This window comes from Amycolatopsis sp. PSD-21 (assembly GCF_055561455.1).
Window position 1 is genome coordinate 9177546 of the sequence record NZ_CM145712.1, and the last position, 13887, is coordinate 9191432.

Annotated in this window: 15 protein-coding genes; 5 read left to right on the forward strand and 10 right to left on the reverse strand. The window is 69.4% G+C overall.

Annotated elements, in window-relative coordinates; translation table 11 throughout:
- Positions 1-67: 67 nt before the first annotated feature.
- A complete protein-coding gene (locus tag ACZ1DY_RS43295; protein WP_465483133.1) occupies positions 68-736 on the forward strand; it encodes a DedA family protein in 669 nt (222 codons plus the stop codon).
- A 51-nt stretch (positions 737-787) separates the two neighbouring features.
- Here the strand turns inward: ACZ1DY_RS43295 and ACZ1DY_RS43300 are convergent, their stop codons facing one another.
- The 7 genes from ACZ1DY_RS43300 to ACZ1DY_RS43330 all read right to left on the reverse strand — a co-directional run bounded on the left by ACZ1DY_RS43300 (position 788) and on the right by ACZ1DY_RS43330 (position 6448).
- Entirely contained in the window at positions 788-1201 is a 414-nt protein-coding gene (locus ACZ1DY_RS43300; protein WP_257483399.1) for a VOC family protein, read from the reverse strand.
- Between the two features lie 184 nt (positions 1202-1385).
- The gene (locus ACZ1DY_RS43305) at positions 1386-2132 is read right to left on the reverse strand and encodes an SDR family oxidoreductase (RefSeq protein WP_034312407.1); all 747 of its coding nucleotides are present in this window, start codon (positions 2130-2132) and stop codon (positions 1386-1388) included.
- The gene (locus ACZ1DY_RS43310; RefSeq protein WP_126736098.1) at positions 2129-2776 is read right to left on the reverse strand and encodes a nucleoside/nucleotide kinase family protein; all 648 of its coding nucleotides are present in this window, start codon (positions 2774-2776) and stop codon (positions 2129-2131) included. The genes ACZ1DY_RS43305 and ACZ1DY_RS43310 overlap by 4 nt, the downstream gene beginning before the upstream one ends.
- A complete protein-coding gene (locus ACZ1DY_RS43315; RefSeq protein ID WP_465485792.1) occupies positions 2773-3636 on the reverse strand; it encodes a PfkB family carbohydrate kinase in 864 nt (287 codons plus the stop codon). Before ACZ1DY_RS43315 ends, ACZ1DY_RS43310 begins: the two co-directional genes overlap by 4 nt.
- A gap of 6 nt (positions 3637-3642) precedes the next feature.
- Positions 3643-4449, reverse strand: a complete 807-nt coding sequence (locus ACZ1DY_RS43320; protein ID WP_465483134.1) for an ATP-binding cassette domain-containing protein — start codon at positions 4447-4449, stop codon at positions 3643-3645.
- Positions 4446-5435: an ABC transporter permease gene (locus ACZ1DY_RS43325; protein ID WP_126736102.1), complete on the reverse strand. Its 990-nt coding sequence runs from the start codon at positions 5433-5435 to the stop codon at positions 4446-4448. Before ACZ1DY_RS43325 ends, ACZ1DY_RS43320 begins: the two co-directional genes overlap by 4 nt.
- Positions 5432-6448 carry a substrate-binding domain-containing protein gene (locus ACZ1DY_RS43330; protein ID WP_465483135.1) on the reverse strand — a complete coding sequence of 339 codons (1017 nt, stop codon included), beginning with the start codon at positions 6446-6448 and terminating at the stop codon, positions 5432-5434. The genes ACZ1DY_RS43325 and ACZ1DY_RS43330 overlap by 4 nt, the downstream gene beginning before the upstream one ends.
- A 112-nt stretch (positions 6449-6560) precedes the next feature.
- Between ACZ1DY_RS43330 and ACZ1DY_RS43335 the strand changes: the two genes are divergently transcribed.
- The 3 genes from ACZ1DY_RS43335 (at position 6561) to ACZ1DY_RS43345 (ending at position 9134) form a co-directional block, all read left to right on the forward strand.
- Positions 6561-7595, forward strand: coding sequence for a LacI family DNA-binding transcriptional regulator (locus tag ACZ1DY_RS43335; RefSeq protein ID WP_126736104.1), 1035 nt, complete (start codon positions 6561-6563; stop codon positions 7593-7595).
- 88 nt (positions 7596-7683) lie between these two features.
- Positions 7684-8553 carry a LacI family DNA-binding transcriptional regulator gene (locus tag ACZ1DY_RS43340; RefSeq protein ID WP_257483405.1) on the forward strand — a complete coding sequence of 290 codons (870 nt, stop codon included), beginning with the start codon at positions 7684-7686 and terminating at the stop codon, positions 8551-8553.
- Positions 8554-8600: 47 nt separating this feature from the next.
- Positions 8601-9134, forward strand: a complete 534-nt coding sequence (locus ACZ1DY_RS43345; RefSeq protein WP_465483136.1) for a GNAT family N-acetyltransferase — start codon at positions 8601-8603, stop codon at positions 9132-9134.
- Between the two features lie 201 nt (positions 9135-9335).
- Here the strand turns inward: ACZ1DY_RS43345 and ACZ1DY_RS43350 are convergent, their stop codons facing one another.
- Positions 9336-10352, reverse strand: a complete 1017-nt coding sequence (locus ACZ1DY_RS43350; protein WP_257483408.1) for a glycoside hydrolase family 76 protein — start codon at positions 10350-10352, stop codon at positions 9336-9338.
- 73 nt (positions 10353-10425) lie between these two features.
- Here ACZ1DY_RS43350 and ACZ1DY_RS43355 point away from each other — a divergent pair, with 73 nt between their 5' ends.
- Positions 10426-12561 carry a molybdopterin-dependent oxidoreductase gene (locus tag ACZ1DY_RS43355; protein ID WP_465483137.1) on the forward strand — a complete coding sequence of 712 codons (2136 nt, stop codon included), beginning with the start codon at positions 10426-10428 and terminating at the stop codon, positions 12559-12561.
- A 28-nt stretch (positions 12562-12589) separates the two neighbouring features.
- Here the strand turns inward: ACZ1DY_RS43355 and ACZ1DY_RS43360 are convergent, their stop codons facing one another.
- Positions 12590-13243 carry a TrmH family RNA methyltransferase gene (locus ACZ1DY_RS43360; protein ID WP_257483411.1) on the reverse strand — a complete coding sequence of 218 codons (654 nt, stop codon included), beginning with the start codon at positions 13241-13243 and terminating at the stop codon, positions 12590-12592.
- A gap of 14 nt (positions 13244-13257) precedes the next feature.
- On the reverse strand, positions 13258-13650 hold the full coding sequence (locus ACZ1DY_RS43365; protein ID WP_016338129.1) for a DUF2784 domain-containing protein: 393 nt from the start codon (positions 13648-13650) through the stop codon (positions 13258-13260).
- Between the last annotated feature and the right edge of the window lie 237 nt (positions 13651-13887).

The window sequence follows — 13887 nt, forward strand, 5'->3', positions numbered from 1 at the left end:
GGCCGTTGACACCCCGATTCCACGGTTCGGCCGCATGCGGTTCGCGAAGTACACGTAGGCTCGCGTCGTGACTGAGGTGTACACCGAGGCCGCGGGCATCGGCGTGAGCTGGCTCGACACCGCCGGGCCGGTGCTCGTCTGGGTGATCGTGCTGAGCTTCATCTTCGTGGAGTGCGCGCTGATCATCGGCCTTTTCCTGCCCGGCGACTCCCTGCTGTTCGCGGCCGGGGTCGTCCTCGCGCAGCACGGCTCCGACCTGAACGCGTGGCTGCTGTCGGCCGCCGCGCTGCTCGTCGCGATCCTCGGCAACCAGGTGGGGTATTACATCGGCCGGTCGACGGGCACGAAACTGATCGCGCGCCGCGGCGGCAAGGTGCTGAACCGGCACAACCTGGACCGCGCCAGGGCCTTCCTGGATCGCAAGGGTTTCTTCGCCATCGTCGCCGCGCGCTGGATCCCGTGGATCCGCACGCTCGCGCCGCTCATCGCCGGGACCGCGCGGATGGATCCGCGCCGGTTCGCGCTCGCGACCGCGCTCGGCGGGCTGCTCTGGGTGCCGACGCTGGTGCTGCTCGGCTACTACGGCGCCGGTCTGCTGGACCAGCTTCCGTGGGTGAAGACGGTCGCGCTCTGGGTGAGCATCGCGTTCTTCGTGGTGGGCACGGCGTACGGCGTGATCCGCTACCGCCAGGAGATGCGGCGGCCCGCCGAAGAGACCGAAGAGAGCACTGCCTAGTCCATCCATGTCCCCGCCGCCACCCTCAACGGAGGAGCTGCGCTCCCACGCCTAGACCTCGGGGTCGGCCCAGATCTCCAGCTGGATCCCGTCGGGGTCACGGAACACGATGACCGACGAGCCCGCCAAGGTCCGGGAGCCCGTCGACGGCGTGTAGAAAACGCCGTATTCCGAGAGCCGCGCTTCCCATTCGGCCAGCTCCGAGCGCGATGAGACCTTGAACGCCACGTGGTCCAGACCTGTGCGTCGTTCGTCGAACCGCGGCCGCTCGGTGTCCTGGTGCTCGACGAGCACCACCGCGAAACCCTCGCTGGGCGACCTGAGCACGACCTTCCGCAGCCCCGTTTCGGGGTCCTCACGACGCGTGAACTCCTCGAGTTCGAGCACTCGGGCGTACCACGGCACGCTCCGGTCCACGTCGGTCACGGTGAGTGCCAGGTGGTGCACAGACATGAGCTTGGACATCGGGGATGACCGTCCTGATCAAGAGCTTGGGGGCGCCACCAGGGTGACACAGGCGCCTGGAGCCACGAGGCGATCCGCCGACTTCCCACATGAATCGTGATATCCGCCGGGAAACAGTGTTAAAAAGTGGCTGAACCGCACGCGGAGCCGATATCGCCTCGTGACCGCCTCGTGGCCCTGGGTGTCAACGTCCTCCGCCGACGGTCAGCACCGTCCCGGTGGTGTACGACGCGGCCGGGGAAAGCAGCCACAGCACGGCTTCCGCGACTTCGCCGGGTTCGCCCGCCCGTCCCATCGGGATGGTCGGCGCGATCCGCTCCATCCGGTCGGGCAAGCCCGCCGCGGCGTGCAGTCCGGTGTGGATCATCCCTGGTGCGACGGCGTTCACCCGGACGGATTCTTTCGCCACTTCTTGCGCCACGCCGTAGGTCATCGTTTCGACCGCGGCCTTGGTGCCCGCGTAATGCACCCATTCCCCCGGCGAACCGGTCCGCGCGGCGGTGGAGGACAGCGTCACGATCGAGCCGCCCTCACCGCCGTACCGGGTGGACATCCTGCGGATGCCCTCGCGGACGCACAGGAAGACACCCGTGATGTTGACATCGACGACACGACGGACCACGTCGACGTCATATTCGTCGAAGCGGCCGGGGGTGTTGCCGGTGATGGCCGCGTTCGCGACCAGCCCGGCGAGCGGACCGAGCTCGACGGCGGCGTCGAACAGGGCCACCACGTCTTCTTCGGACGCGACGTCACCGCGCCGGGTGATCGCCCGGACGCCGTGCTTCCGGACGCGCGAGGCGACGTCCTCGGCCGCTTCGGCGTCACCCGCGTAGTTGACGACGACGTCGTAACCGCGCGCGGCGGCCAGCTCGCAGACCGCCGCGCCGATGCCTTTGCTTCCGCCGGTGACGACGAGAACACCACTCATATGGCGAAGTTAACCAGCGGGAGGTTCTCTAGGACCAGGTCGGCCCTGCCGCTGGTGGACGCGATCAGATCGGCGTTGCGCTGGTCGGAACCCAGCGCGCGGCGACGCGCTTCGACCAGCGAACGGCCGTAGCGGCGGTGCCGGGAAACGAGCCGCTCGATGCGCTCGGGTTCGTCCGGCGCGAGGAACCACGACTCGGCGAGGATCGGCTTCACGCCGCTCCACGGGTCGTCCTGCATGAGCAGGTAGTTGCCCTCGGTGATGACCAGCGGGACGTCCGGGGTGACCGCGACGGCGCCGGCGATCGGCTCTTCGATCTCCCGGCGGAACTCGGGCGCGTAGACCGTCTCGCGGCCTTCGGCGAGCCTGCGCAGCAGGTGCACGTACCCGGCGGCGTCGAAGGTGTCCGGCGCGCCCTTGCGCTCCACCCGCCCGAGCCGCTGCAGTTCCACCTGCGCCAGGTGGAAGCCGTCCATCCCGACCACCGCGGCCCTCGTGCCCAGCGCCTTCGCCAGTCCCCAGGCCAGCGTCGTCTTGCCGGACGCGGGGGCGCCGACGATCCCGAGCACGCTGCGCTGTCCCGGCTTCGCCAGCGCCTGCGCCCTGTTCAACAGGTCCTCGAACACCGGAGGCATGGCAGTCATCCTTCTCCCATCTTCGCGACCGCGGCCGTCCACGACCTCGGTCCTTCATGCCGCACCCGTTCGGCGGCCACCTCGTTGGCGAACTCGATCCAGCCCGGGACGTCCCCTCGGTCCCGGGCGACCGCGTACGCGAAAGCCCCGTGCCACACGTCGCCCGCGCCCAGCGTGTCACGCGCCCGGGTGACCGGGACGGGGACGGCACCGGATTCGTCCGCCGTCGACCAGCGGACCGGATCGGGCCCGGCGGTCGTGATGACCACCGGCACGCCGTGCTCGCGCGGGTCGTCCCCGCGGTACAGCGACGAACACGCGGCGATGTCGACCAGCGGGAGGAGTTCGGGGAAGACCGGCTTCCAGCTCCCGGCGTCGAGCACCACCGGTATCGCGCGCTCCTTCGCCCAGCGCGCGACCTCAAGCGCCACCTCCGGATGGTGCCCGTCGAGGAGCACACACCCGGGCATTTCGTCCTCTGGATGCGGTAGTCGCGCGTGCAAGGACCGCATCGAGAGGACGAAACGCGAGGAAGCATGGGCGTTGCGCGAGACGACGGTGCGCTCGCCGTCGGAGTCACGGACGACGATGGCGCTGATCGCGGGCGGATCGGGCCGTCCGGGATCGAGGTCGACCAGGTCGACGCCGTGCGTTTCGAGGTCAGCGCGCGCGAGTGCCGCCAGCGGGTGCGCACCGGCGACCGTCAGGAGCGTCGCCCCGGCGCCGAGCGCGGCCACGGTCACCGCCGCGTTCGTCGCCGGCCCCCCGGCGGCGACGTCCATCGACAGCGAACGCACCTTCTCGCCCGGCGCCGGGATCTCGGCGACGCGCTGAACCTGGTCGACGGTGCACAGGCCCGCCAGCAGCACTCTCAACTACAGTCCTGTGTGGACGGCCGACGCGACCTCTTCGACCTCGCCGTTCTCACCGATCTTCAACGCACCCGTGAGCAGGCCGACGACCTGGTTCATGGTGTGCGTCTTCGGCGAGACCACCGCGACCCGTTTGCCGAGGCGGTGCACGTGGATGCGGTCGGCGATGTCGAACACGTGCGGCATGTTGTGGCTGATCAGCACCACCGGCAGGCCGCGTTCGCGGATGCGGTTGATCAGGTCGAGCACCTTGCCGGATTCGGCGACGCCGAGCGCGGCGGTGGGCTCGTCCATGATCACCGCCTTGGTCCCGAACGCCGCCGCCCGCGCGACCGCGACACCTTGCCGCTGCCCGCCGGACAACGTCTCCACCGGTTGCGTGATCGACTTGATGTTGATGCCGAGTTCGTCGAGGATCCGCTGCGCGTCGGCCCGCATGGCCGCGGTGTCCAGCTTCCGGAACAACTGCCCGAAGAGATCCGTGCGCCGCTTTTCCCGGCCGAGGAACATGTTCGACGCGATGTCGAGCGCGGGCGCGACGGCGAGATCCTGATACACCGTCTCGATCCCGTAGTGGCGAGCGTCCAAAGGGGACCTGAAGTGGACGGTCCGACCGTCCACTTTGATCTCTCCGGCGTCCGGGATCACCGCGCCCGAAAGGGCTTTGATGAGGCTCGACTTCCCGGCGCCGTTGTCGCCGACGACGGCGAGCACCTCACCGGGGAACAGCTCGAAGTCGGCGCCGTCGATGGCGGTGACCCGGCCGTAGCGTTTGACCAGCCCTTGAGCGGACAACGTGGGCGTCGTCATGACTGCTGCCTCCTCGCGAACCGGTCGACGCAGACCGCGCCGATGAGCAGGGCGCCGGTGGCGACGTCCTGGTAGAGCGCGTCCACTCCGAGCTGCGTCAGCCCGGACCGCAGGACCGCGACGACCAGCGCGCCCATCATCGTGCCGAGTACCGAACCCCGGCCGCCGAACAGGCTCGCGCCGCCGAGCACCACCGCGGTGATGGAATCGAGGTTGCCGAGCTGGAAGGCGTTCGGGTCGGCGTTCGGCACGCGGCCGAGCGCCTGCCAGGCCGCGATCCCGACGATCACGCCGGCGACGATGTACACCGAAAGGATCGTGCGGTTGACCTTGATCCCGGAGAGCCGCGCGGATTCCGGCGCGTTGCCGACCGCGTAGACGTGCTTGCCCCAGGGCGTCCGCGTGAGCGCGTACCAAAGTCCCAGGTACATCAGCAAGGCGAGCGTCATGCCGTAGGTGATCGGGATGCCGCCGAACAGGTACCGGCGGGTGCCGAGCCATTTGAGCAGTTCGTCGGCGACCGGGACGGCCTGCCCGCTCGCGAACAGTTTCGCGGCCGCGGTGAGCACGGTCAGCAGGCCGAGCGTGACGATGAACGGCGGCAGTTTGATCCGGGTGACCAGCGAACCGGTGACCATGCCGATCACCACGGTCGCCACGATCCCCAGCAGCAGCGCCCAGATCCCGGAGACGCCGCCGGCCACGAGTTTCGCCATGATCAGCGTCGCGAGCACCATCGCGGCCGCGTTGGCAAGATCGATGCCCGCGGTCAGGATGATCAGCGTCTGCCCGAGGGCGAGCGTGCCGATCACCAGGGACTGTTGCACCACAAGGGAAAGGTTGTCGAGATCGAGGAAGGTGTCCGTCGACAGCGAGAACACCACGATCGCGACGAGCAGGGCCAGCGCCGGCCCGACGGCGGGCGCGCGCAGGAAGAACTCACCGATCGACGGCCGTTCGTTGCTCTTGAGGGTCGCAGTGGTCATTTCGTCCCCCAGCAGTTCTCGAGGCCCCACTTGGTGTCCTGGCTTTCCACGCCGGGGATCGGCTTGTCCGTGATCACCGCGGAACCGGTGTTCACGAACCCGCTCGGCTTCTTGCCGGTCTTGGCGTATTCGACGGCGGCGAGGACGCCCTGCTCGGCCATCTTCTTGGGGAACTGCATGACCGTGGCGGCGTACTGGCCGTCGCGCACGTTCTTGACGCCTTCGCAGCCGCCGTCGATCGAGCCCATCACGATCCGGTCCACCAGGCCGCGGGCCTGGAGCGCGGCGTACGTGCCGCGGCCCATCGGCTCGTTCATCGTGTAGACGGCGTTGATGTCGGTGGTGCGCTGCAACAGGTTCTCCACGCCCTGCTGCGCGAGGCTCTGGTCGCCGTTCGCGGGCGTCTTGCCCTTGATCTCCGGCGACGCGTCGGTCAGCCCGATGCCCTTGAGGAACCCGGTGTGCCGCTGGGTGTCCACTGTGGACCCGGCGGTGCCGTCCACCATGAACAGCTTCGGCTGCTTGCCCGCCAGCGCGGCCTTGACGTACGCGCCCTGCTGACGTCCGGCCTCGAAGTTGTCCGTGGCGAAGGTGGCGTCGACGGCGGTGTCCGGTTCGGTCGCCGTGTCGAGCGCGATCACCAGCACCCCCGCCTTGCGGGCGCGGTCGATGGCGTCGAGCACGCCGGTCGAGGAACTCGGCGTGATCAGGATGGTGTTCGCACCCTGCTGCATGAGGTTCTCGATGGCCCGGACCTGGCCGTCGTTGTCGCCGTCGAACTGGCCGGCGAGCGCGCTGAACTCCGCGCCGTTCGCCTCGGCGGCGGCCTTGGCGGCCGCTCTCAGTTCCACGAAGTAGGGATTGGTGTCGGTCTTCGTGACCAGGCCGACCTTGGCCTTGCCACCACCGCCCGCGTTCGATCCGCCACCCCAGTGGCGTTCGACGGTGCACCCGGCCGAGGTCACCGCGAGTGCGGCGGCCATGGCGAGCGCGGCGAGACTGCGCTGTCTCATGGGGATGCCCTCCGATTCAAGGCTGTCCGTGATGGACCGGAAGGTAGACAGGGTTATGCTCAGTCGCAAGCGTTTGCGCAAACGCTTGCCAGCTGACTCCCGAGGATTGGTAATGCCGCCGTCTCGCTCGTCCCGCCCCACCCAACGCGACATCGCCGAACTGGCCGGCGTCTCGATCACCACCGTGTCCCACGTGGTCAACGGGACGAGGGCGGTGGCCGAGGACACCAAGCTGGCGGTCCTCCGCGCGATCGAGCAGACCGGCTACACCGGCGACGCCATCGCCCGCTCGCTGGTCACCGGCGGGACGCGGTCGATCGGCGTCGCGATCTCCCTCATCGCGAACCCGTACTTCGCCGTCCTGATCCAGGCGATCGAGCGCGAAGCCGCGCTGGCCGGGTACACGGTCTTGCTCGCGGACACGCACGACACCGTCGACACCGAGCGCGAGACCGTGCGGACGCTGCGTTCGCGCCGGGTCGACGGGCTGCTGATCACGCCGTCGCCGGGCGACGGATCGGTGATCGGCGAACTCGTCTCGCTCGACGTCCCGACCGTGCTGATCGACCGGCTCTCCACCCGCACCGACGTCGACCAGGTCGGCGCGGAGAACATCCAATCGACGTCCGCGCTGACCGCGCATCTGGCGTCGCTCGGGCATCAGCGGATCGGCATGATCAGCGGCACCGCCGGGCTCAGCACGAGCGAAGAGCGCATCCTCGGCTACCGGCTGGGGCTCGGCCGCTCGGGTTTGACCTGGTCGGAGGAGCTGGTCGCGTGCGGTCAGTCCTCGCAGGCCGGTGGGGCGCTCGCGCTGAGCACGCTGCTCGCGCTGCCGGAGCCGCCGACGGCGCTGGTGGTCGCCAACGACACCATGATGGTCGGGGTGCTGCACGAGCTTCGGCGCCGAGGGCTGCGGGCGGGCGTCGACCTGCCCGTGGTGGTCTACGACGACGTCGAATGGGCCGATCTGGTCGATCCGCCGCTGACCACGATGGCGCAGCCGATCGAGGAGATAGGCACACAGGCAGTACGTCTGCTGCTGGCCAGGATCAACGATCCGGCACGCAAGGCCCAGACGATGCGGATTCCGCCTACGCTCCGCCATCGCGCGTCCTGCGGATGCGCTCTCGTTCACTCACATTGATGATTGTTGGGAGACTTTCCGGTCTCGCCGCCGAGTGACGCTCGGTCAGCCGTTACCGTCATTCAAGCTCGAATGAAGGCGTGGAGCGATGACCGCACTGTCCCCGGCGTTACCCCTGTGGGAGGACACCCCTGTCACCCACCGGTTCGGGGTGGCCATGGCGATGCACGCGAACCCGTATTCGGGTGAACTGGTCCGCGCCATCCGCCGCGCCGCACGCCGTCACGGCTGCGAGATCACCCTCGCCGACACCGGCGACAGCGTCGCCGAAGAAGCCGCGGTCATCCGCGCGCTGCGGGCGGACCGCGTCGACGGGGTCCTGCTCGTCCCGGCGGCCGGCGATGAAGCGGTGATCAACGGGCTGGTCCGGATGGGCGTGCCGACCGTGCTCGTCGACCGGATGGCCGGCCGCAACGACGTCGACCAGGTCGGCTCCGAGAACATCCAGGCCGTGTGCGCGCTCGTGCGGCACCTCGCCGGGCTGCGGCACCGCAAGATCGGCTTCATCTCGGGCGAAGAGGACATGACCACCTACGAGGAGCGGGCGCTGGGCTACCGCCTCGGCCTCGGCCGCTCCGGCCTCCGGTGGACGTCGCAGCTGGTCGCGTGCGGGCAGTCGACGCCGGGCGGGGCCGCCGCCGCGACGGCGAAGCTGCTCGACAGCTGGCCGTCGCCGACCGCGCTCGTGGTGGCGAGCGAGGCGATGATGATCGGCGTCCAGTACGAGGCGCACCGGCTCGGCATCCGGATCGGGCGGGATCTCGCGATCGTCGGCTACGGCGACATGGAGTGGGCGGGACAGGTGACCCCGGCGGTCACCACGATGGCGCAGCCGATCGAGGAGATCGGGCGCAAGGCCGTCGAACTCCTGCTGGCCCGGATCACCGACCCTGAGCGACGACCCGAATCCGTACGGCTCGCACCGCGCTTCATCCACCGGCACTCGTGCGGCTGCTGAATCACAACTCGCTGGTCAGAACGCCGCCGCCGGGTGAAGATGGCGGAATGACCGACCTGTGGACCGTGCACACCGCCGACCTCGAAGCAGGCGTGCTGAGGGCGGCACGCGCTCTGCTGGACGACGCCTTCGACGGCGATTTCAGCGACCACGACTGGGAGAACGCGCTCGGCGGCATGCACACGCTCGTCTGGGAGAGCGGCGAGCTGATCGGGCACGCGTCACTGGTCCAGCGGCGGCTCGTGCACGACGGACGGGTCCTCCGCACGGGTTATATCGAGGCGGTCGCCGTCCGGTCGGACCACCGGCGGCGCGGGCACGGCGCCGCGATGATGGACGCGCTGGAGCGGGTCCTGCGGAAGGCGTACGACCTCGGGGCGCTTTCGGCGTCCGACGAGGCGCTGGAGTTCTACGCGTCGCGGGGCTGGCTGCTGTGGCGCGGTACTTCGTCGGCCATGACGCCTTCGGGTATCGCGGCGACGAAGGAGGACGACGGGTCGATCCACGTGCTGCCGGTGGGGGTCACCCTGGATCTGGACGGGGAGATCACCTGCGACTGGCGGTCCGGCGACGTCTGGTGACGCATTCAGTCCTCTAAATGCGGTCAGACATCGGCGGGCCAAGTCACGCTCCCGCCCACCGCTGACGTCGCGAAAGCCACTTTCGCGACGCCTGATGTCCCGAAAGTGGCTTTCGCGACACGTGCGCCCGGCCGTGGGGGCGGGGCGAGCCCAGGGGTCAGGACCGGGTCGTTCAGGGCGTCTGGTGACGCATTCAGAGGACTAAATGCGGGCGTCGAGGGTCGCGGCGGCCTCCAGCAGCATCCAAGCGCTCACCTGGACGGACAAGTCGCGTTCGGGGGCATCACCCGCGAGCGGCAGCGAAGGCGCCGGAGTCGCCCAGTCGGCGCTGAAGAGCGGCCCGTGCGGCGTCTCGGTGGCACCGGACCAGCACGCGTCAGCCGACCGGATGACCAGTTCGCGCGCGATCCCGCTCGGCAGCAGCGGCGCCGCGAGCGCCAGGTACCGGGCGAGGATCCCGGCGAACAATCCGCCGTCGCCGCCTTCCTGACCCCGGATCACGCCGTTCGGGGCGACGTGTTCCGCGACCGCGTGGATCGTCCGCTCGACTCTGTCCATTTCGGACAGTTCGAGGCAGGCGCCGAGGTAAACCCCTTGGCAGTACGTGAAAATATGCTTGACCAGTTCGCCGCTGCCGACCCGCAGGCCGTCCCACACCAGTCCGGAATCCGGGTCGACGAGCCGCTCGGTCATCCAGCCGGTCAGACCACGCGCGTGTTCGGCGGCGCCTTCGCGCGCGTGGAAGATCGCGGCCGGGCCGTTCGCGGGCGCGTTCTTGAAGTCGTCGCCGACGCGCCACCAGATTCCGCCGCCCGCGTCGTCGGTCCAGCCTTCGCGCAGCCGCGAACTGATCGCCTCCAGCCCGCCGCGGACGTCCAGCCCGAGATGTCCGACGCGTTGCAGCGCGAGGCCGAGCCAGGCGATGTCGTCGTAGTAGTCGTTGATCCACTTGCCGAAGTTGCGCAGCCGCACGGACACCACGAACCGGTCGATCAGCTTCAGCCGATCCGGTGAAGGGTCCCGCAGCTGGGCGTCGACGAGGGTGTCCAGCAGATGCGCCTGCCACCAGTAGTTCCAATGCCAGTGGACGCGTTGTCCCGCCGACGGCGGCCAGCCGCTCCGGCCGAGCACGGTCCCGGGCAGCCCCCACACGCGGCGCAGATGCCGGTCGCGGATCGCGCGCTCGGCGATCGCGGCCCGGTCGGCGAGAGCAGTCATCGCGCCATCATCCCTTGCCCGGTGACATACCGCTCAGTATGTTGGGAGGACTCCCGAACCCGCGAGGTGCTGCATGACCACGGCGCACGTGACCTGCCCGCTCTGCGAAGCCACCTGTGGGCTGGAGGTGACGATCGACGAGAAGAGCCTGGTCACCCGCGTGCAGGGGGACCACGAGGACGTCTTCTCGCAGGGCTATATCTGCCCGAAGGGCGCTTCGCTCGGCGCGCTGCACCACGATCCGGACAGGCTCACCGCGCCGCTGGTGAAACGCGACGGCGAGTTCGTCGAGGTCACCTGGGACGAGGCGTTCGCCGAGATCGACCGGCGGCTCCGGCCCATCATCGACGAGCACGGCAAGAACGCCGTCGCCGTCTACTCCGGCAACCCGACGGTGCACAACGCCGCTCTGGTGCTCTACGGCCGCGTGTTCTTCAAAGCCTTGGGCACCAGGAACTTCTACACCGCGACCACGGTCGACCAGATGCCGAAGCACTTCTCCTCCGGCTACCTCTTCGGCGACCCGCAGACCATTCCCGTCGCCGACCTCGACCGCACCGAGCACCTGCTCATCCTCGGTGCGAACCCGTTGGTGTCCAACGGAAGCCTGATGACCGCCCCGGACACCCGCGGGAGACTGCGCGGGATCCAGAAGCGCGGCGGCAAGATCGTCGTCCTCGACCCGCGCCGCACCCGGACGGCGCAGCTCGCCGACGAGCACCACGCGATCCGGCCGGGCACCGACGCTTTGTTCCTGTTCGCGCTGGTCAACGTCCTGTTCGCGGAGAACCGCGTCCGTCCCGGCGAGCATGTCGACGGTGTCGACGAGGTCCGAGCACTCGCGGAGCCCTTCACGCCGGAGGCGGTCGCGCCCGCGACCGGGATCGACGCCGCCGAGATCCGCCGCATCGCGCTCGAACTCGCGGACGCCGAACGCGCCGCGGTGTACGGCCGGATGGGGACGACGACGCAGTCGTTCGGCACGGTCGCGAGCTGGCTGGTCGACGTCGTCAACACGCTGACCGGCAACCTCGATCGCGAAGGCGGCGTGATGTTCCCGCTGCCCGCGCTCTGGCGGCCGCGCCGGTCCTCGCCGTTCACCAGCGGCCGCTGGACGAGCCGGGTGCGCGGGTATCCCGAGGTGCTCGGCGAACTGCCGGTGGCCACGCTCGCCGACGAGATCGAGACACCCGGCGAAGGCCAGGTGCGGGCGCTGGTGACCATCAGCGGCAACCCGGCGCTGAGCACGCCCAACTCCGCGCGGCTCACGGAAGCGTTGCGGCAGCTGGATTTCATGGTCTCCCTCGACGTGTACCTCAACGAGACCACGCGGCACGCCGACGTCATCCTGCCCGGGCCGTCGCCGCTGGAGCGGCCGCATTACGACGTCGCGCTGTACGCGCTCGCCGTCCGCAACGTCGCGAACTGGACGCCGCAGGCGCTGGAGACCGAGATGCCGCAGGAGTGGGTGACGCTGCTGCGGCTGGCGGGGATCGCCGCCGGCCAGGGCCCGGACGTCGACGTCGCCGCGTTCGACACGATGGTCGCGGGCGAGACGGCGCGGCGCACCGGCGTCGACCTGGCGCTCGCCGAAGGCCGCACGGGACCGGAGCGGATGATCGACCTGATGCTGCGCGGCGGACCGTACGGGCTGAGCCTGGCCGACCTCGAAGCCGCCCCGCACGGCATCGACCTCGGGGCGCTGAAACCGCGGCTGCCGGAGGCGCTCGCCACCGCGAGCGGGAAGGTCGAGCTGGCACCGGAAGCGATCACGAAGGACGTCCCGCGCCTGCGCGCGGAGCTGGACAAGGCGCCGGACGGCGGGCTGCTGCTGATCGGACGTCGGCACCTGAGCTCGAACAACTCATGGATGCACAACCTGACGCCGCTGGTGCGCGGTGGGAACCGGTGCACCGTCCAGGTTCACCCGGACGACGCCTCCCGCCTCGGACTGACCGACGGCGGGCTCGCGGCGGTGACGTCGCGGGCCGGGAAGCTCGAAGCGCCGGTGGAGGTCACGGCCGACGTCCGGCCAGGGGTGGTGAGCATGCCGCACGGCTGGGGTCACGACCTCGACGGAACGCGGACGAAGGTCGCCGCCGCGCACGCCGGGGTCAACTCGAACCTGGTCGCCGACGAGACCCTGCTCGACGTCCCGTCGGGGAACGCCGTGCTGAACGGGATCCCGGTCGAGGTGACCCCCGTCTAGCCGCATTTCGTCCTCTGGACGCGGGAGGTCACCAGGCCTGAGAGAGGTCGGCGTGCTGCCGGACCCAGGCGTGCATGACGATCCCGGCGGCGACGCCGGCGTTGATCGAGCGGGTCGTGCCGAACTGCGCGATCGAGACCACCAGTGACGCCGTCTTCTGCGCCTCGGCCGACAGGCCCGGCCCTTCCTGGCCGAACAGCAGGACACACTCGCGCGGCAGCTCGGCGGTCTCGACGGGCTGAGAGCCGGGGGTGTTGTCGACGGCGACCACGGCGAGCCCCTCCGTCGCGGCGAAGGTCAGCAACCCGTCGACGTCTTCATGGTGGAGAAGGTGCTGGTAGCGGTCGGTCACCATGGCGCCGCGCCGGTTCCAGCGCCGCCGTCCGACGATGTGCACCGCGGCGGCGGCGAAGGCGTTCGCCGTCCGGACCACGGTGCCGATGTTGTGGTCGTGCTGGAAGTTCTCGATCGCCACGTGGAACGGGTGCCGACGGCTGTCCACATCGGACACGATGGCCTCCCGCCGCCAGTAGCGGTACGGGTCGACGACGTTGCGGCGGTCGCCGTTGGCCAGGAGTTCGGGGTCGTAGCGCTCGTCCGAGGGCCACTCGCCCTCCCATGGGCCGACGCCGACCTCTTCCTTCGCCACCCATTCGGTGGGGCCGGCCTCGTTCTCAGTCACCCGGTGATTGTCACTCAGCCCATGCTGACGCGGTGCGCCGGTGCGTCCCCGTCGTGGTGGCGGTGACGCCAGCGCTGGTACGCGCCGATGTAGGAGATGATCACCGTCGCCATCGCGATCACGACGACGACCGGCAGCGACGAGCGCGGGAACACGGTGTCGTAGAGGTAGTAGGCGTTGAAGCCGCCGGGCAGATCGCCGAGACCCTGCTGGTGCCGGAAGTAGTTCTCCGCCGCCGTCAGCGGGCAGGGCCACGGAAAGACGTTGACGAGGACCCCCCATGCGGCGAAGAACACATGCACGAAGATCACCTTTGGCCACCGCCACGCGAGGAAACCACCGAATCCGATGAACAACAGCGCGAAAATATGCACCGCGACTGTCACGTTCGCCAGGAAACCCGCCACCTCAAGCCCCCTTTCACACCCCTACCTGCGACGTTACCCCTCTCGTATTGAGAAACGCTCACGAAAAAACGGGGCATCCTCCGTTCGCACAGAGGATGCCCCGTTCGGGAGGCTTTACTCTCAGGACAGCAGGCGGAGCTGGAAGACGTGGCCGAAAGCAACCGAACACGTGAACCCGCCCGCCGAAGGTCCGCTATCGCGGTGGCAGGGCGCCCTGCCGACGTCGATCGCGGACGC